Source organism: Pseudomonas shahriarae, from assembly GCF_014268455.2.
Taxonomy (GTDB): Bacteria; Pseudomonadota; Gammaproteobacteria; order Pseudomonadales; family Pseudomonadaceae; genus Aquipseudomonas; species Aquipseudomonas shahriarae.
On the sequence record NZ_CP077085.1, the window covers coordinates 4140662 to 4157975 of the forward strand.

Here is a 17314-nt window from a genome sequence, read left to right on the forward strand (position 1 = left end):
CAATGAGTGTCCGTTTTATCGCCCTGTTCTGTGTTTTTTTTGCTACTGCCGCCCACGCCCAAGCCCCACGTACCTTCAGTGAAGCCAAGAAAATCGCCTGGAAACTCTACGCCCCGCAATCCACTGAGTTCTATTGCGGCTGCAAGTACACGGGTAACCGGGTCGACCTGAAAGCCTGCGGCTACGTTCCGCGTAAAAACGCCAACCGGGCGGCGCGCATCGAGTGGGAGCACATTGTCCCGGCCTGGCAGATCGGCCATCAACGCCAGTGCTGGCAAGACGGCGGACGCAAGAACTGCACGCGCACCGACACCGTCTTCAAACGCGCTGAAGCTGACCTGCACAACCTGGTACCGAGCATCGGCGAGGTCAATGGCGATCGCAACAACTTCAGTTTTGGCTGGTTGCCGGTGCAGAGCGGGCAATATGGTTCATGCCTGACCCAGGTGGACTTCAAGGCCAAGAAAGTCATGCCCAGGCCATCCATCCGCGGCATGATCGCCCGTACTTATTTCTACATGAGTAAACAATACGGCTTGCGCCTGTCGAAACAGGACCGCCAACTGTATGAAGCCTGGAACCGTACCTATCCCGTGCAGCCCTGGGAGCGCCAGCGCAATCAAACCGTAGCCTGCGTGATGGGGCGTGGTAATGAGTTCGTCGGCCCGGTGAACCTGAAAGCCTGCGGATAAACATGAGCGGGATCCACGGATCCCGCCAACCACCGTATTACGGGCGGGCCTTGTGCTCGATCACCAGCGACTCGGCGTCGGTCTTCTTCTTTTTCACCAGTCTTTCCTGCAACTGAACCTGGCGAGCCTCAGCCTCGGCCTTGCTGGCGAACGGCCCCAGCAGCACCAGATCCTTGCCGTCTTCCTTGGCCAGATAGAATGTGAAGCCGTTTTCCAGCAACCAGGCGGTCAGGTCGGTCAGCGCCTGTAATTTATTGTCGGGCGAGCGCACCAGGATATCCCACTGCACAGCGGCAACCGCAGGAGCCTGGGCCTTGGCGGCTTCAGCCTTGTCTCGGGGGGTGTCGAGATTGGGCCCCTCACCGCATCCGGCCAACGCCAATACCACAATTGCCATCGCTACTTTACGCACTGCCCTGCCCCTTTAAGGTTCAAAGAGGCAACTTTATCATTCACTGTCTATTCTGGCCGTCATAAACGTTGGCTTAAACATTGCGAAGGATGTTTCCCAGACCTGTATGATGGCGCCATGGGAATTAATGCCGCCTCCATGCGTCCTAAAAGAGGCAGCCACAGGGAAGCGCTTCACAGTAAGCTACACATAACCGACATCCGCCCTGTTAGAAACATGCGTCCTTCAAAGCAATCAAGGAGAAGTCCATGCTGATACTCACCCGCAAAGTCGGTGAAAGCATAAATATCGGTGATGACATTACGATCACCATTCTGGGCGTTAGCGGCCAGCAAGTAAGAATCGGCATCAATGCTCCCAAGGATGTTGCCGTGCATCGCGAAGAGATTTACCAGCGCATCCAGGCAGGCCTGACTGCACCGGACAAACGCGAAATACCTTGAAGCCTCCCCAGTAGCCAGCCCGCTCGTCCCCTGTAACGGCTGGCGAAAGCCCCCTTGGCCTGTCTACGGTATCCCGTGATCAGCGCAGCTCGCGCCAGGCCCTGCCACCGGTTGTCAGCATGCAGGTTCAGCCACGGAACTTGCTGACCGTATCGCAGACAAACCCCTCCAGGAACGTAACAAAACCTTACAGTGCCTTCGGAGCGCGTTGATGAGGCGATCCCGCAAAGAGCCCTACACCTGCAAATCCTGGATGATCGCCCTACTGATTGCCCTGGGTTTTGTGACAATCGGATACGGCCTCAGGCTGTACATGGAAGGCAGCACCACCGCGCAGGATGCCGATACATGGCCCGACCTGGCGCTATTTCTCGGTGGTTATCTGTTCTGCTTCTGCCTCAAGCCCATTCAGTCTGCGATCCAGCGAAAACTCAACCGCCGTGCGTTTCGTCACGCTCGTCAGAAATCCCCCTCCTGACGCACCGATTGGATCCTCTACTTGAAATATGAGGAACTATCCGCCCCGGTAGCACCCATACCCTTACACTTCATAAAAAACGTTATCGATATGGACATAGAACATAACGCTAAAAACCTACAGTCCTTGATCGAACAACTTTCAATAGATAAGCCGAAATCTTCCAGCGAACTGCTGGGCAAGCCCGAGGAAATCCTCGCCGGCCTGCGCGAGCTTTACCTGTTGAAACTGATCACGGGTACTGTCATCCATGGACACATTAGGGATCCACTGGGCTACCAATGGATTGGCGCCGAGAACATCCTGCTGACCCGGCGCGGCGCGGCATTCAAGCCGGTGTAGAAGGCCGCAGACGCAACAGGCCGGCCACATCACACTGCACCCGCACGCCGTCATAACTGGCAATCGTCGGATGTTCCGTTGCCATCGGCTCCCAATGCGTCGATGTCACCACTACGACGTCCGCGCCCGCCGCCTCCCCGGCACGGATCCCCACCGACGCGTCCTCAAACACCAGGCACTCGCCTATTGGCACCCCCAAACGCTTGGCCCCCAGCAGGTAACCGGCCGGATCCGGCTTGCCATTGGTTACATCCTCAGCCGTTACCATGACGGCCGGCGGCACCAGCCCTGCCGCCTGCATACGGCGCAGCGCCAGCGCCTTGGGCGCGGACGTGACCACCGCCCAGCAATGCGTGGGCAAGCTCTGTAGAAACGTCACGGCTCCGGGGATCGCCACCACGCCCGCCACGTCCTCGATTTCTGCCTCGGTAATACCCCGCGCCTCGGCCTGCGCATCTACCCCTGGCAAAGCCTGACGAGTGATGGTGTCGATGGCGCGCACGCCATGGATGGTGGTCAAGAACGCCTCGACGTCCAGGCCATGGCGCTGCGCCCAGGCGGCCCAGACCCGCTCTGCGGCGGCGATGGAGTTAAGGAGAGTGCCGTCCATATCAAACAGGAATGCACGGTACTGACGATCAAATACGGCCGATTCTTTGGCGGACACTGCAGGGTTTCCTCTTGCACTCGTCGCCCGTTGTCGGGCCCTGATGCAATCTACGGATCGGCCCCGAGCTTGTAAACGAACGATGACGCATCAGCGCATCAGCACACCTGGCCGCCGCTCTCGGCAATATCACGCGGCGTATTCCAAGCCGCCAGGACCGCAATCCTCAGCCCTTCAACCGTTGTCGCCAACGCCATCGAAGGCTGAGGCTCAGCCGCCTGCCCTGGCAGATACGGAACATGGATAAACCCACTGCGCACACCCGATCCAACCAAGGCATGCTGCAAGCGGTAGAACACCTGATTACATACAAAGGTGCCCGCCGTTTGCGAAACCGAGGCTGCGATTCCGGCCTCGCGCACCGCCCTGACCATGGCCTTGACCGGCAAGGTGCTGAAGTAGGCAGCAGGCCCCTCGGGGGTCACTGTCGTATCCACGGGCTGGGCACCGAGGTTGTCCGGGATCCGTGCATCAATCAGATTGATCGCAACCCGCTCGATGGAAATATCACTGCGCCCAGGCCCCAGCCCCGTGGCAATCACCAGTTGTGGCTGATGCTCGGCCAGCAACTGGTTCAAACAGCTGCCGGCAGTGGCGAAGGCACAGGGCAATTGACGGGCGACGATGGTCACGCCTTCTTGCAATTGCACCCCATCCAGCAGGCGCACCGCCTCCCAGGACGGGTTGATCAGGTCTCGATCGAATGGCTCGAACCCCAACAGCAACACAGTTTCCATCTCGACCTCACATCAACAGATAAAGCAGGACGATATTGACCAGCAACATCATCAATGCCGTGGGTATCTGCGCCTTGATCACCGCGTTTTTGTCCGGTAATTCCAGGAGCGCTGCAGGCACAATATTGAAGTTTGCCGCCATCGGGGTCATCAGCGTACCGCAGTAGCCGGAGAACATGCCGATGGCCGCCATCACCGCCGGGTTGCCGCCATAGATCCCCACCAACACCGGCACGCCCACACCACCGGTCATCACCGGGAAGGCGGCAAAACCGTTACCCATGATCACCGTAAACAGCGCCATGCCCAACACATAGACCATCACCGCGACCAGCTTGTAATCCAGGTTGATGTAGGTGGTGGTGACGTGAGCCACGGCCGTGCCAACGCCGGCTTCGTTGAACAACAAACCAAGCATTGCCAGCATCTGCGGCAGCACCATGGCCCAGCCCAGGGCTTCGGTCAGGCGTCGCGATTCACGCAGGGCCTGCACCGGGGTATCGCGAGTCAGCCAGCAGGCCAAGCCCAGGGCAATCAGGCAGCCGAGACCAAGGGACACGAACGTGGTGTTTTTCGGGTCCAGCAGCGGCACGCCGCCAATCTCGGTGTGCTTGAGCAGCACCGAGCCGATCACCGTGGTCAACGGAATGGCCAGGGCCGGAATAAACAGTTTATGACCCAGCCGACCAGCACTGGCGCGGGACTCCTTGTCATGCAACTCGACATGGGTACCACGCCCTACCCCGCCGAGCCCGGCGATCAGCGCCATCAGCACCACGCCAACACCCACCACCACCGACGGCAGGTGCTCACCCACCAGGAACGGAATGGCGAACAGTAACCAGAAAAACGCTGTTGACCAACGCTTGGGGTGGGTGCGGTCAGCCAGGATCATGCCTGCAGTAATCAGCAACAAAACGCCGGCAAGCCAGTACAAGTATTGAATGGAAATGATCATTGCGCGGCCTCCGGCTGAGCGTTAACGGGCGCAGTGGCCGTCAGCTCACGCGTCAGCCTTCGGTCAAACCGGTGTAAACGGATGGCGTGCACAATGAACGCACAAATCGCCGTGGGGATGCCCCAGACCGCGATGTGCAGCGGCTCGACATCAATACCAGAGCCCAGCAGGAAGGTGTGCATCAGGGCAATCGCACCAAAGGCCACGAAGATATCTTCACCAAAAAACAGCCCCACGTTGTCCGTGGCGGCACACATCGCCAGGACCTTGTGCCGCACCTTGTCCGGCAGCTTGCCGAAGCGCTTCTCGGCAGCCCCTTCCGCCATCGGCGCCAGCAACGGGCGCACCATTTGCGGGTGCCCGCCAAGACTGGTCAGGCCCATCGCCGCCGTGGACTCGCGAACAAACAGATAAATGATCAACAGACGCCCGACGGTGGCCCGCTCGAAACGTGCAATCCAGTTCTGTGCGTGCAGACGCAAGCCATGGCGCTCCAGCAGGCCGATAACGGCCAGGGGCAGCAGCAGGATCAATTGCAAGGCGCGAGTCTGCAGGAAGCCATCGCCCATGGTGGCGAGGATTTTTTCCAGGGGGAAATGCGCGGCAAACCCGGTGGCAATCGCCGCCGCCGTCACCACCAGTAATGGATTGAAGCGCAACACAAAGCCGACCACGATGACGAGCACGCCAATCAGCGGCCAAAGGTTCACAACAGTTTGCATGGCGTTGAGTCCTTGATTGCGTGCTACGACGCCTGCATCGCTGATAAGCGATAACGGGCAGCCCGACGCGGATTTTTATTATTGACCGAGTAGGTCGAGGGTCACTGGCGGGCATCTTTGCTGCTTGGGGCAGAGAGTGTCCAACAAGAAAAATTGTTGCTGCAAATCAATAAAGTTTGTGAGGGGATGTAAGCCAACCAGGGTCACGTCAGGATTTGCGGGCTCAAATCCTGACGTGGCCTTTTGGGTAAACCTGCTAGATCAGGGCTGCCAAGCCTTGGAGTTGGCTGCGGCCTTGAATTGGGCGCTGTGTTTAGGGGTGGCCGGGGGCTCGAAGTCGCCGAAAATACAGTACGAGCAATAGAGGCTCCCGAAGGAAGACACTCAAGGCGCGACGAAAAGAAAATCAGAGTACCTGGAGACGGGTACGGAACTGGCGTTTTGAGTGAGGCCTTTGCAAATCGCAACAAAAAAGGGCCCACCTTTCGGTGAGCCCTTCTAGACCGCCCAGCAGAGCGGATTTTGTTTGGTAGGCGCGATTGGACTCGAACCAACGACCCCCACCATGTCAAGGTGGTGCTCTAACCAACTGAGCTACGTGCCTGCTGTGAGGCGGCATTCTACGGAATTCCCGAGGGGTGTCAACACCTTTTTTGCAGCTAAGCCTATGAATATGCGAATTTTTTATTTTTTATCAGCAGCGCTGCTTTTTCGAGTGGCTGGCAGGGCATTTTCAACTCAGGTAGGATCGGCGCACTCGTAAAAAATATAAAACAGAGGTTCCAGTATGGCGAACACCCCCTATCCCCAGTCGTATTACGCCGCGTCCGCCAATGCGGCTCCTCCGCGGCCAGTGCTGCAAGGTGAGGTTGAAACCGATGTGTGCGTGATCGGTGCTGGCTATACCGGGTTGTCGAGCGCGCTGTTTCTGCTGGAGAACGGCTTTCGCGTAACGGTACTGGAAGCCGCCAAGGTGGGTTTCGGTGCGTCCGGGCGCAATGGTGGCCAGATCGTCAACAGTTATAGCCGCGATATCGACGTGATCGAACGCAGCGTCGGCCCCCAGCAGGCGCAACTGCTGGGGCAAATGGCGTTCGAGGGCGGCAGGATCATCCGTGAGCGGGTTGCCAAGTACCAGATCCAGTGCGACTTGAAGGACGGCGGTGTATTCGCCGCGCTCAATAGCAAGCACATGGGTCATCTGGAGTCGCAGAAGCGCTTGTGGGAACGCTATGGCCATACCCAGCTGGAGCTGCTCGACGAGCGGCGCATCCGCGAGGTGGTGGCCTGCGAGAACTACGTGGGCGGCCTGCTGGACATGAGTGGCGGGCATATCCATCCGCTCAACCTGGCATTGGGTGAAGCGGCGGCAGTGGAGTCCCTGGGCGGCACCATCTACGAACAGTCCGCCGCCGTGCGTATCGAACGTGGCGCCAACCCTGTCGTCCACACGGCGCAAGGCAAGGTGAAGGCTAAATTCATCATCGTCGCCGGCAACGCCTACCTGGGCAACCTGGTGCCCGAGTTGGCGGCCAAGTCGATGCCTTGCGGCACCCAAGTGATTACCACGGCGCCACTGGGCGATGAACTGGCCAACAGCCTGCTCCCCCAGGATTTCTGCGTCGAAGATTGCAACTACCTGCTCGACTACTACCGACTGACCAGCGACAAGCGCCTGATCTTCGGCGGTGGCGTGGTGTATGGCGCGCGGGATCCAGCGAACATCGAAGCGATCATCCGGCCGAAGATGCTCAAGGCTTTTCCGCAATTGAAGGATGTAAAAATCGACTACGCCTGGACCGGCAACTTCCTACTGACCCTTTCGCGCCTGCCCCAGGTCGGTCGCATCGGCGACAACATCTACTACTCCCAAGGCTGTAGCGGCCATGGCGTGACGTACACCCACCTGGCAGGCAAGGTACTGGCTGAAGCCCTCAGAGGCCAGGCAGAGCGTTTTGATGCGTTTGCCGACCTGCCGCACTATCCGTTCCCAGGCGGCCAACTGTTGCGCACGCCATTTGCGGCACTGGGCGCGTGGTACTACGGGCTGCGGGACAAGCTAGGTTTCTGATCAACACCCTGTAGGAGCCGGCTTGCTGGCTCCTACAGGTCGAATCATCAAATCGCAGACACAAAAAACCCCGGTCTTTCGACCAGGGTCTTTGCTATCGATCCAATCAAGCATAACGCTTTTCTTGGCGCTCTCAGGGTGTTCAGTGGACCCTGGAACAGATATGGCGCAGCGGACGGGACTCGAACCCGCGACCCCCGGCGTGACAGGCCGGTATTCTAACCGACTGAACTACCGCTGCGTATCGCTCAGACTGCTGAAGTGTCACCTTCAACCGCCTTCAAACATCTGACTGAGCAGCCTTGGCTGTTCAATCTCAAATCCGAAACATCGGACCTGGAAAATATGGCGCAGCGGACGGGACTCGAACCCGCGACCCCCGGCGTGACAGGCCGGTATTCTAACCGACTGAACTACCGCTGCGCGTCGGTGCAACCTTTAACGTTGCGTCTTGCCCGAAGGCAAAACTCTCAAGAAGTGGTGGGTGATGACGGGATCGAACCGCCGACCCTCTGCTTGTAAGGCAGATGCTCTCCCAGCTGAGCTAATCACCCTTTGCTTCGTTGAGGCCGCGAAATTTACGCAGATGGCGGACCTAAGTCAAGAGCCTGCTTGAAGTTTTTCTGAAAAAGACAAAATAACGTCAAGTGCAGGACCCGCCCTACTCGCTGTAAATCATCTTCTTGCTCATCCCACCGTCCACCACGAACTCTTGCCCAGTGACGAACCCGGCGCTGCGCGACAGCAGCCACGCCACCATGGCTGCCACGTCCTCAACCGTGCCTACCCGGCCCGCAGGATGCTGCGCATGATCGGCGTCACTCAACGGCTCTGCACGGCGCGCCGCGGGATCACGGGCGTCGATCCAGCCCGGGCTGACAGCGTTGACCCGCACCTCCGGCCCCAGGCTGATAGCCAGCGCGTGAGTCAGGGCCAACAGGCCGCCCTTGCTCGCCGCGTAAGCCTCGGTATCCGCTTCCGACTGCCGCGCCCGGGTCGAGGCGAGGTTTACGATCGAACCACCATGGGCACGCAGATAGGGCGCACAGTGCTTGGCCAGCAGCATCGGCCCACTGAGGTTCACCGCCAGCACCCGATTCCAGTAAGCCAGGTCCAGGCTATCCAATGTGATATTGCGCGGATCGGCCACAGCGGCATTACACACCAGGGCATCCAGGCGCCCGAACTGACCCAGCACTTCGGCCACCCCAAGGGCCACCTGCTGCTCATCGGCCACGTCCATGGTGATAAACCAGGCGTTGTCACCCAGCACCCTGGACACCTTGGCGCCCCGCTCGCGGTCCAGGTCAGCCAACACCACCTGCCAGCCTTCGCTGACCAGCCAGGCCGCGATCCCCAGGCCGATACCGCGTGCCGCACCCGTCACCAACGCGACCCGGCCATTACTGACGCCAGCCGCCTCCAGGGACCACTCGATCACAAGGCAGCCAGCCCGCGAGCCAGGTCGGCCTGCAAGTCAGTCACATCTTCCAGGCCAACGGCAACACGGATCAGGCTGTCGCGGATACCCGCGGCTTCACGCTCCTGCGGTGCCAGGCGACCATGGGAAGTGGTGCTTGGATGGGTAATGGTGGTTTTGCTATCACCCAGGTTGGCGGTGATGGAGATCAGGCGTGTCGCGTCGATAAAGCGCCACGCGCCCTCTTTGCCGCCCTTGACCTCGAAACTGACCACGGCCCCGAAGCCACGCTGCTGACGCTGAGCCAGCTCGTGTTGCGGGTGGCTCTTCAAGCCGGCGTAGTGGACTTTCTCGATGCCGTCCTGCTGCTCCAGCCACTCGGCCAGGGCCTGGGCATTGGCGCAATGGGCCTTCATCCGCAGGCTGAGGGTTTCCAGGCCCTTGAGGAAAATCCACGCATTGAACGGGCTCAGGGTCGGGCCAGCGGTGCGCAAGAAGCCCACCACTTCCTTCATCTGCTCGCCGCGGCCGGCCACCACGCCGCCCATGCAACGACCCTGGCCGTCGATGAACTTGGTGGCCGAATGCACCACGATATCTGCGCCGAGCTTCAGTGGCTGCTGCAGGGCCGGCGTGCAGAAGCAGTTATCCACTACCAGCATCGCGCCCTTGGCGTGGGCCACTTCGGCGAGAGCGGCGATGTCCACCAGCTCTGCCAGCGGGTTGGACGGCGACTCGACAAACAGCAATTTGGTATTGGCCTTGATGGCCGCATTCCAGCCAGAAAGGTCCGCCAGCGGCACGTAGTCGACTTCAATGCCAAAGCGCTTGAAGTACTTTTCGAACAAGCTGATGGTCGAACCAAACACACTGCGCGACACCAATACGTGATCACCGGCGCTGCACAGGCTCATCACCACGGCGAGGATCGCCGCCATGCCGGTAGCTGTGGCGACCGCCTGCTCTGCCCCTTCCAGCGCCGCGATGCGCTCTTCGAAGGCGCGCACCGTCGGGTTGGTATAGCGGGAGTAAACGTTACCCGGCACTTCGCCAGCAAAGCGCGCCGCCGCGTCCGCCGCGGTGCGGAACACGTAGCTGGAGGTGAAGAACATCGGGTCACCGTGTTCACCTTCCGGCGTGCGGTGCTGGCCGGCGCGCACAGCCAGGGTATCGAAAGCCACACCATCGAGGTCGCTGTCCAACCGACCGGCATCCCATTCCTGACTCATGCTGCCACTCCTTCACTCAAATTCTTTATTTAACATACAAAACCGGCCCCTCAGGGCCGGTAGTTACTCAGTTGTTGTACAGATCGATGATCGCGCTGACCGCCTGGGTCTTGATCTTCGATGAGTCGTTACGCGCCTGCTCAATCTTGTTCAGGTACGCCTCGTCGACATCACCTGTCACGTACTTGCCATCGAAGACCGCGCAATCGAACTGCTCGATCTTGATCTTGCCGCCGCCAACCGCTTCGATCAGGTCAGGAAGGTCCTGGTAAATCAGCCAATCGGCACCGATCAGGTCGGCTACATCCTGGGTCGAACGATTGTGCGCAATCAGTTCGTGGGCGCTCGGCATGTCGATACCGTACACGTTCGGGTACCGCACGGCAGGCGCAGCAGAACAGAAGTACACGTTCTTCGCCCCGGCTTCGCGAGCCATCTGGATGATCTGCTTGCACGTGGTGCCACGCACAATGGAGTCATCCACCAGCATCACGTTCTTGCCGCGGAATTCCAGCTCGATGGCATTGAGCTTCTGGCGTACCGACTTCTTGCGAGCCGCCTGGCCCGGCATGATGAAGGTGCGGCCGATGTAGCGGTTCTTGACGAAACCTTCGCGGAACTTGACGCCCAGGCGGGTAGCCAGCTCCAGCGCGGCGGTGCGGCTGGTGTCCGGGATCGGGATCACCACGTCGATGTCATGCTCAGGGCGTTCGCGCAGGATCTTCTCGGCGAGCTTCTCACCCATGCGCAGACGCGCCTTGTACACCGAAACACCATCAATGATCGAATCCGGACGCGCCAGGTAGACGTGTTCGAAGATGCATGGGGTGAGTTTCGGGTTGATCGCGCACTGACGGGTATGCAGCTTGCCGTCTTCGGTGATGTACACCGCTTCGCCCGGCGCCAGGTCGCGCACCAGGGTGAAGCCCAGTACATCCAGGGATACGCTTTCGGAGGCGATCATGTACTCGACGCCTTCGTCGGTGTGACGCTGGCCGAACACGATAGGACGAATGCCGTGCGGGTCGCGGAAACCGACAATACCGTAGCCGGTGATCATTGCCACGACCGCGTAGCCGCCTACGCAGCGGTTATGCACGTCAGTCACGGCAGCGAACACATCTTCTTCGGTCGGCTGCAACTTGCCGCGCTGGGCCAGTTCGTGGGCGAACACGTTGAGCAGCACTTCCGAGTCGGAGTTGGTGTTGACATGGCGCAGGTCAGATTCGTAAATCTCCTTGGCCAGTTGCTCAACGTTGGTCAGGTTGCCGTTGTGCGCCAAGGTAATGCCGTACGGCGAGTTGACGTAAAACGGTTGAGCTTCGGCCGAAGTCGAGCTACCGGCAGTCGGATAACGCACATGGCCAATGCCCATATGCCCGACCAGGCGCTGCATGTGACGCTGATGGAACACATCACGTACCAGGCCATTGTCCTTGCGCAGGAATAACCGGCCGTCATGGCTGGTCACAATACCGGCAGCGTCCTGGCCGCGGTGCTGGAGGACGGTTAGCGCGTCATACAGCGCCTGATTGACGTTCGACTTACCGACGATACCGACGATGCCACACATGCGACGCAACCCCTACTTAATGAATCTTGACTGAACAATACTTACTGCGGCGCGTTGCCGGGCAAGAGATGTTCCTTGAACGGAAGATCAGCGGGTACGCTGATACCGCTGGCCAGCCACTGACTGCTCCACCCCAATATGAGGTTCTTGGACCAATCTGCAACCAATAGAAATTTTGGCACGAGACTCGACTCCTGCCACCATGCATCCTGCTGTACCGGACCCAGGCTCAACAGCCCGACCGCAACGACCACCAGCAACGCGCCACGCGCGGCACCGAAGGCCATGCCGAGAAATCGATCGGTCCCGGAGAGGCCGGTGACACGTATCAATTCGCCGATAAGATAATTGACCATTGCTCCCACCAGCAGCGTGGCGATGAACATGATGGCGCAGCCCGCGATGACGCGAGCCGAAGGTGTTTCGATATAACCGGCCAGATAAACGGCCAGGGATCCGCCGAACATCCAGGCGACGACTCCTGCAACGATCCAGGTCAGCAGCGACAATGCTTCTTTGACGAAGCCGCGGCTTAGACTGATCAATGCGGAGATGGCGATGATGGCTACGATCGCCCAATCAACCCAGGTAAATGGCACAGTGCAGCCTACAGACGGATAAGGCGGCGCATTTTAGCAGAGCGCTGGGCTATCGGTAAGCGGTGTTTGGCAGTCCATTGCAAATCAATGGGTTGTGGCAAGCCATGACCACCTCAAGCTAGGCAAAAACCAATGTGGGAGCGGGCTTGCCCGCGATAGCGGCGTGCCAGTCAACTAAACTATCGACTGGTCCACCGTCATCGCGGGCAAGCCCGCTCCCACACAAGCCTGCATACACATTTGGATGTTTCAGCCGCGCTCTGGCTGGAAGCGCACCACAAAGCCCTTCAGGTTCTGCTGGCGACCCAGCAAGTCCCGCAGGCGGTCAGCCTCGGCACGCTCGATCAGCGGACCGACAAATACCCGATTCTTGCCATTGGCAGTTCGGATATACGCGTTATAACCCTGGCTGCGCAGGGTTTTCTGCAAGGCTTCGGCGCTTTCGCGATTGGACAGGCTGGCGAGTTGCACCGACCAACTGATCGGCAGGCCATTCGGATCAATACGGCTTTGCCCCACATCAGGCTTGCCCGGGGCTGCGGGCTGCGGTGCGACCGGTTTCGGCGCAGGAGCAGGTGCAGCCGGCTTGGCGGCAACCACAGGCGCAGGAGCAGGTTTTACCACCGGCACACTCGGCTGGATCGGCGCCGAAGGTGCTTGCTGTTCGGCAATTTCCGCATCGGTCGGCACCGGTTCTTCCTCGGGCAGCGCCTGCGGCTCAGGCACCACTACCGGCTCGACCTGGACCTGCGGCATCACCGGCGCCTGGGGCGCCGCCGGTGCTTCGACCGTAACCTGGCGCTGCTCGTCCTGGCGAGAAAACAGCATCGGCAGGAAAATCACCGCCAATGCCACCAGCACCAGGGCTCCGACCATTCGCTGCTTGTATGCGCTATCCAGTAATGCCATGTGCAGCTTCCTCCGTGGAGCGCCGGGCCAACCACTCAAGCGCCTCGGCAACACAATAAAATGATCCGAACAACAGAATCTCGTCCTCGGCCGTTGCCACCGCGCATTGAGCCTCCAATGCAGCGGTTACGCTTGCATGGGACGTCACCGTCGCGCCAAGGTTCTGCAACACCGCCTGCACATCATCCGCCGTACGGGTGCGCGGCGTATCCAGCGGGGCGACTGCCCAGGACTGCACACTGCCCAGCAAAGGCGCGACCACACCGTCCAGATCCTTGTCCGCCAGCAGGCCGAACACCGCCAGACGCCGACCCGCCGGCGCCTGGAGCGATAAACGACGCGCCAGGTACTGCGCAGCATGGGGGTTATGCCCAACATCCAGCAACAGGTTCAAGCGCTTGCCTTGCCACTCGAACGAGCGACGATCCAGGCGCCCGACCACCTGCGTACGCTGCAAGGTATCGGCAATCTGCCCGGCATTCCACGGCAGATCCAGCAACAGGTAGGCCTGCAGGGCGAGCGCGGCGTTTTCCATGGGCAGGTTCAGCAGCGGCAGGTCGTGCAGCTCGACCCCCTGGCCCCGCGCATCGACACCGTGCCACGACCAGCGATCGCCTGCCACTTCCAGGCCGAAGTCCCGGCCCCGCAGGAAAAACGGGCAATCCAGCTCGCGCACCTTATCCAGCAAGGTATGGGGCGGGTCCACATCACCGCACAGCGCCGGCTTGCCCTGGCGGAAGATCCCGGCCTTTTCATAGGCCACGGATTCGCGGGTATCGCCCAGGTAGTCAGCATGATCCACGCCAATGCTGGTCACCAATGCGAGGTCGGCATCCACCACATTGACAGTATCCAGACGACCGCCCAGACCGACTTCCAGCACCACCGCATCCAGTTGTTCACGCTCGAACAGCCAGAACGCGGCCAGGGTGCCCATCTCGAAATAGGTCAGGGAGGTTTCGCCACGTCCGGCATCCAGCGCCGCAAAGGCTTCGCATAACTGCTCGTCAGTGGCTTCGACGCCATTGAGCTGCACACGCTCGTTGTAACGCAGCAAGTGCGGCGAGCTGTAGACGCCCACCTTCAGGCCCTGGGCCTGCAGCAACGCGGCGACGAAAGCGCAGGTAGACCCCTTGCCGTTGGTGCCAGTGACCGTGATCACCCGTGGCGCCGGCCGCCCCAACCCAAGGCGGGCCGCTACCTGTTGCGAGCGCTCCAGCCCCATGTCGATGGCTGACGGATGCAACTGCTCGAGGTAGGCGAGCCATTCGCCCAGGGTTCGTTGGGTCATAGGTTTGCAGGCACCGGCGGCACAACGATGGGCTCGACCTTAGGCGCGACGTACACCGGGGTCGGCAAACCCATCATCTGTGCCAGCAGGTTGCCCAGGCGCGGACGCAGTTCGGAACGGGCAATGATCATGTCGATGGCGCCGTGCTCCAGCAGGAACTCGCTGCGCTGGAAGCCTTCCGGCAGTTTTTCACGTACGGTCTGCTCGATCACGCGTGGGCCGGCAAAGCCGATCAGCGCCTTGGGCTCGCCGACAATCACGTCGCCCAGCATCGCCAGGCTGGCGGAAACGCCGCCGTAGACCGGGTCGGTCAGGACCGAGATGAACGGGATGCCTTCTTCACGCAGACGCGCCAGTACCGCAGAGGTCTTGGCCATTTGCATCAGCGAAATCAGCGCTTCCTGCATCCGCGCACCACCGGAGGCGGCGAAGCAGATCATCGGGCAACGGTTTTCCAGGGCGTAGTTGGCGGCGCGTACAAAACGCTCACCGACAATGGCGCCCATCGAGCCCCCCATGAAGGAGAACTCAAACGCCGACACCACCACTGGCATGCCCAGCAGCTTGCCGCTGACGGAGATCAGCGCGTCTTTCTCGCCCGTCTGCTTTTGCGCAGCGGTCAGGCGGTCCTTGTACTTCTTGCCGTCGCGGAACTTGAGGCGGTCCACCGGTTCCAGGTCAGCGCCCAGCTCGGCACGGCCATCGGCGTCGAGGAAAATGTCGATACGGGCGCGGGCGCCGATACGCATGTGGTGATTGCACTTGGGGCAAACGTCCAGGGTCTTTTCCAGCTCCGGGCGGTACAACACCGCGTCGCAGGAGGGGCACTTGTGCCACAGACCTTCAGGGACCGAGCTTTTCTTCACCTCGGAACGCATGATCGAGGGGATCAGTTTGTCTACTAACCAGTTGCTCATGCTTTCTTTCTCCAGTACCGGTGGCTTGAACACAGCCCCGCGTATGCCCTTGAGCTAAATTCATTGATGTGGCGATAACAACTGCAGGACGGGGTCAGACGTTCGACCAGCCATTTCCTGCACCTGCCCTCAGCCTTCCAGACAACCCGCCAGTGCGTGGTTGCCACTTCATTGGCGCCGCCCGAGGGCAACGCCGGCCTGTTTTACACAGTGGTAGTTACTGACGGCGGCAGACTGCCAGCCGTCACATCGCGCCACTGCTGCTGCGCACTGCCTGCATGAATGCGTGAATCTTGCCAGAGTCCTTGATGCCCTTGGCCTGCTCCACCCCGCCACTGACGTCGACGGCATACGGGCGAACCTGGGCAATGGCCTGCGCCACATTGTCAGCGCACAAGCCACCCGCCAGGATGATCGGCTTGCTCAAGCCCTGGGGGATCAGCGACCAATCGAAGGCCTCGCCGGTACCGCCAGGAATGCCCTCGACATAGGCATCGAGCAAAATCCCGCTGGCCCCGGCGTAGGCGGCACAACTGGCGGCGATATCGTCCCCGGCCTTGACCCGCAGCGCCTTGATATACGGGCGATGGTAGCCGGCGCACTCCTCCGGGGTTTCGTCGCCATGGAACTGCAACAGGTCCAGGGGCACCGCATCCAGGGTTTCATTGAGCTCGCAGGCGCTGGCGTTGACGAACAGCCCCACAGTGGTCACGAACGGCGGCAAGCCGGCAATGATCGCCCGGGCCTGTTGCACCGTTACCGCCCGCGGGCTCTTGGCATAAAACACAAAGCCAATGGCGTCAGCCCCCGCCTCGACTGCCGCCAGCGCGTCTTCCATGCGGGTAATCCCGCAAATCTTGCTGCGAACGCCTGACATATCGTCGGAACCTCAGGGGGCTGTCCAGGAAAGTCCCGGATGGTAACAAATGCTTTTCCGGGCGTCAGCCGCCAAGTTCAGTGAAACCAGTGAGGAAGTGTGGCCCGATGAAACGCTGCGGCAACTCGAACTCGTCGCGGTACTCCACCTCCACCAGGTACAGGCCGAACGGGTGCGCCGTAACCCCGCCGGTACGCCGCACCCGGCTCTCCAGCACCTCCCTGGCCCACTCCACCGGGCGCTCGCCGGTGCCGATGGTCATCAGCACCCCGGCGATATTGCGCACCATATGGTGCAGGAACGCCCCGGCGCGGATATCCAGGACAATCATCTTGCCGTGACGGGTCACCCGCAGGTGGTGGACTTCCTTGATCGGCGACTTGGCCTGGCACTGGCCGGCGCGAAAGGCGCTGAAATCGTGGATCCCCACCAGATGCTGGGCCGCTTCAGCCATGCGCTCGGCGTCCAGCGGACGGTGGTTCCAGGTGATTTCTTCGTTCAAGTGCGCCGGACGGATCTGATCGTTGTAGATCACATAGCGGTAACGCCGGGCAATCGCCTTGAACCGCGCATGGAAGTGCGCCGGCATAACCTTGGCCCAGCTGACACTGACATCGTGGGGCAGATTGATATTGGCGCCCATGACCCACGCCTTCATCGAACGCTCGGCCTGGGTGTCAAAATGCACCACTTGCCCGCAGGCATGTACGCCCGCGTCGGTGCGCCCGGCGCACATCAATGAAACCGGCGAGTCGGCGACCTTCGACAGGGCCTTCTCCAGGGTTTCCTGCACGGTCGGCACGCCAGAGGCCTGGCGCTGCCAGCCGCGATAGCGCGAGCCTTTGTATTCCACGCCCAGGGCGATTCTGAAAAAGCCGGCGGCCGCCATTTCGGCGGCCGCGTTATCTATATTTGCCAAGAGCTGAGAGCCTGATAGTTGCGCAAAGGCGGCCATTATAAAGTGCCAGGCCTGGGCC

General features: G+C 60.4%; 19 protein-coding genes and 4 tRNA genes. 5 read left to right on the forward strand and 18 right to left on the reverse strand.

What is annotated here, in order from left to right:
- Nucleotides 1-2: 2 nt before the first annotated feature.
- Nucleotides 3-692 carry an endonuclease gene (locus tag HU773_RS18325; protein ID WP_057438623.1) on the forward strand — a complete coding sequence of 230 codons (690 nt, stop codon included), beginning with the start codon at nucleotides 3-5 and terminating at the stop codon, nucleotides 690-692.
- A gap of 37 nt (nucleotides 693-729) precedes the next feature.
- Here the strand turns inward: HU773_RS18325 and HU773_RS18330 are convergent, their stop codons facing one another.
- The gene (locus HU773_RS18330) at nucleotides 730-1104 is read right to left on the reverse strand and encodes a penicillin-binding protein activator LpoB (RefSeq protein WP_081044283.1); all 375 of its coding nucleotides are present in this window, start codon (nucleotides 1102-1104) and stop codon (nucleotides 730-732) included.
- 248 nt (nucleotides 1105-1352) lie between these two features.
- Here HU773_RS18330 and csrA point away from each other — a divergent pair, with 248 nt between their 5' ends.
- From csrA to HU773_RS18345, 3 genes are all read left to right on the forward strand, one after another.
- On the forward strand, nucleotides 1353-1547 hold the full coding sequence (csrA, locus tag HU773_RS18335; protein ID WP_057960171.1) for a carbon storage regulator CsrA: 195 nt from the start codon (nucleotides 1353-1355) through the stop codon (nucleotides 1545-1547).
- A 211-nt stretch (nucleotides 1548-1758) separates the two neighbouring features.
- Nucleotides 1759-2025, forward strand: a complete 267-nt coding sequence (locus tag HU773_RS18340) for a hypothetical protein (RefSeq protein ID WP_057438621.1) — start codon at nucleotides 1759-1761, stop codon at nucleotides 2023-2025.
- 126 nt (nucleotides 2026-2151) lie between these two features.
- Complete coding sequence (locus HU773_RS18345) at nucleotides 2152-2367, forward strand: hypothetical protein (RefSeq protein ID WP_162947747.1); 216 nt, start codon at nucleotides 2152-2154, stop codon at nucleotides 2365-2367.
- Here the strand turns inward: HU773_RS18345 and HU773_RS18350 are convergent.
- The 5 genes from HU773_RS18350 to HU773_RS18370 form a co-directional block, all read right to left on the reverse strand.
- Nucleotides 2354-3034 (reverse strand): HAD-IA family hydrolase, encoded by a 681-nt coding sequence (locus tag HU773_RS18350; RefSeq protein WP_186625974.1) that lies wholly within the window; start codon nucleotides 3032-3034, stop codon nucleotides 2354-2356. The genes HU773_RS18345 and HU773_RS18350 overlap by 14 nt on opposite strands.
- A 98-nt stretch (nucleotides 3035-3132) precedes the next feature.
- A complete protein-coding gene (gene pcp / locus HU773_RS18355) occupies nucleotides 3133-3771 on the reverse strand; it encodes a pyroglutamyl-peptidase I (RefSeq protein ID WP_186625973.1) in 639 nt (212 codons plus the stop codon).
- A gap of 7 nt (nucleotides 3772-3778) precedes the next feature.
- Nucleotides 3779-4729, reverse strand: a complete 951-nt coding sequence (locus tag HU773_RS18360; protein ID WP_057438618.1) for a DUF979 domain-containing protein — start codon at nucleotides 4727-4729, stop codon at nucleotides 3779-3781.
- Nucleotides 4726-5451, reverse strand: coding sequence for a DUF969 domain-containing protein (locus HU773_RS18365; RefSeq protein WP_186625972.1), 726 nt, complete (start codon nucleotides 5449-5451; stop codon nucleotides 4726-4728). Before HU773_RS18365 ends, HU773_RS18360 begins: the two co-directional genes overlap by 4 nt.
- Before the next feature lie 527 nt (nucleotides 5452-5978).
- Nucleotides 5979-6055 (reverse strand) — tRNA-Val (locus HU773_RS18370).
- A 183-nt stretch (nucleotides 6056-6238) separates the two neighbouring features.
- On the opposite strand from HU773_RS18370, the gene HU773_RS18375 reads away from it, so the two are divergent.
- On the forward strand, nucleotides 6239-7522 hold the full coding sequence (locus HU773_RS18375) for an NAD(P)/FAD-dependent oxidoreductase (RefSeq protein ID WP_170044354.1): 1284 nt from the start codon (nucleotides 6239-6241) through the stop codon (nucleotides 7520-7522).
- 164 nt (nucleotides 7523-7686) lie between these two features.
- Here the strand turns inward: HU773_RS18375 and HU773_RS18380 are convergent.
- The 12 genes from HU773_RS18380 to truA all read right to left on the reverse strand — a co-directional run bounded on the left by HU773_RS18380 (nucleotide 7687) and on the right by truA (nucleotide 17226).
- Nucleotides 7687-7763 (reverse strand) — tRNA-Asp (locus HU773_RS18380).
- Between the two features lie 105 nt (nucleotides 7764-7868).
- Nucleotides 7869-7945, reverse strand: a tRNA-Asp gene (locus HU773_RS18385).
- Nucleotides 7946-8000: 55 nt separating this feature from the next.
- Nucleotides 8001-8076: transfer RNA gene (locus HU773_RS18390), tRNA-Val, on the reverse strand.
- A 107-nt stretch (nucleotides 8077-8183) separates the two neighbouring features.
- Complete coding sequence (locus tag HU773_RS18395) at nucleotides 8184-8948, reverse strand: SDR family oxidoreductase (RefSeq protein ID WP_115129422.1); 765 nt, start codon at nucleotides 8946-8948, stop codon at nucleotides 8184-8186.
- An 11-nt stretch (nucleotides 8949-8959) separates the two neighbouring features.
- Complete coding sequence (locus HU773_RS18400) at nucleotides 8960-10171, reverse strand: O-succinylhomoserine sulfhydrylase (protein ID WP_057438615.1); 1212 nt, start codon at nucleotides 10169-10171, stop codon at nucleotides 8960-8962.
- Between the two features lie 67 nt (nucleotides 10172-10238).
- The gene (gene purF / locus HU773_RS18405) at nucleotides 10239-11744 is read right to left on the reverse strand and encodes an amidophosphoribosyltransferase (RefSeq protein WP_057438614.1); all 1506 of its coding nucleotides are present in this window, start codon (nucleotides 11742-11744) and stop codon (nucleotides 10239-10241) included.
- Between the two features lie 41 nt (nucleotides 11745-11785).
- The gene (locus HU773_RS18410; RefSeq protein WP_057438613.1) at nucleotides 11786-12343 is read right to left on the reverse strand and encodes a CvpA family protein; all 558 of its coding nucleotides are present in this window, start codon (nucleotides 12341-12343) and stop codon (nucleotides 11786-11788) included.
- A gap of 249 nt (nucleotides 12344-12592) precedes the next feature.
- Nucleotides 12593-13252, reverse strand: a complete 660-nt coding sequence (locus HU773_RS18415) for an SPOR domain-containing protein (protein WP_057960176.1) — start codon at nucleotides 13250-13252, stop codon at nucleotides 12593-12595.
- Nucleotides 13236-14543, reverse strand: coding sequence for a bifunctional tetrahydrofolate synthase/dihydrofolate synthase (gene folC / locus HU773_RS18420; protein ID WP_057438611.1), 1308 nt, complete (start codon nucleotides 14541-14543; stop codon nucleotides 13236-13238). The genes HU773_RS18415 and folC overlap by 17 nt, the downstream gene beginning before the upstream one ends.
- Nucleotides 14540-15460, reverse strand: a complete 921-nt coding sequence (accD, locus tag HU773_RS18425; protein ID WP_038442050.1) for an acetyl-CoA carboxylase, carboxyltransferase subunit beta — start codon at nucleotides 15458-15460, stop codon at nucleotides 14540-14542. Before accD ends, folC begins: the two co-directional genes overlap by 4 nt.
- Before the next feature lie 244 nt (nucleotides 15461-15704).
- On the reverse strand, nucleotides 15705-16337 hold the full coding sequence (locus HU773_RS18430) for a phosphoribosylanthranilate isomerase (protein ID WP_057438610.1): 633 nt from the start codon (nucleotides 16335-16337) through the stop codon (nucleotides 15705-15707).
- A 64-nt stretch (nucleotides 16338-16401) separates the two neighbouring features.
- Entirely contained in the window at nucleotides 16402-17226 is an 825-nt protein-coding gene (gene truA / locus HU773_RS18435; protein WP_057438609.1) for a tRNA pseudouridine(38-40) synthase TruA, read from the reverse strand.
- Between the last annotated feature and the right edge of the window lie 88 nt (nucleotides 17227-17314).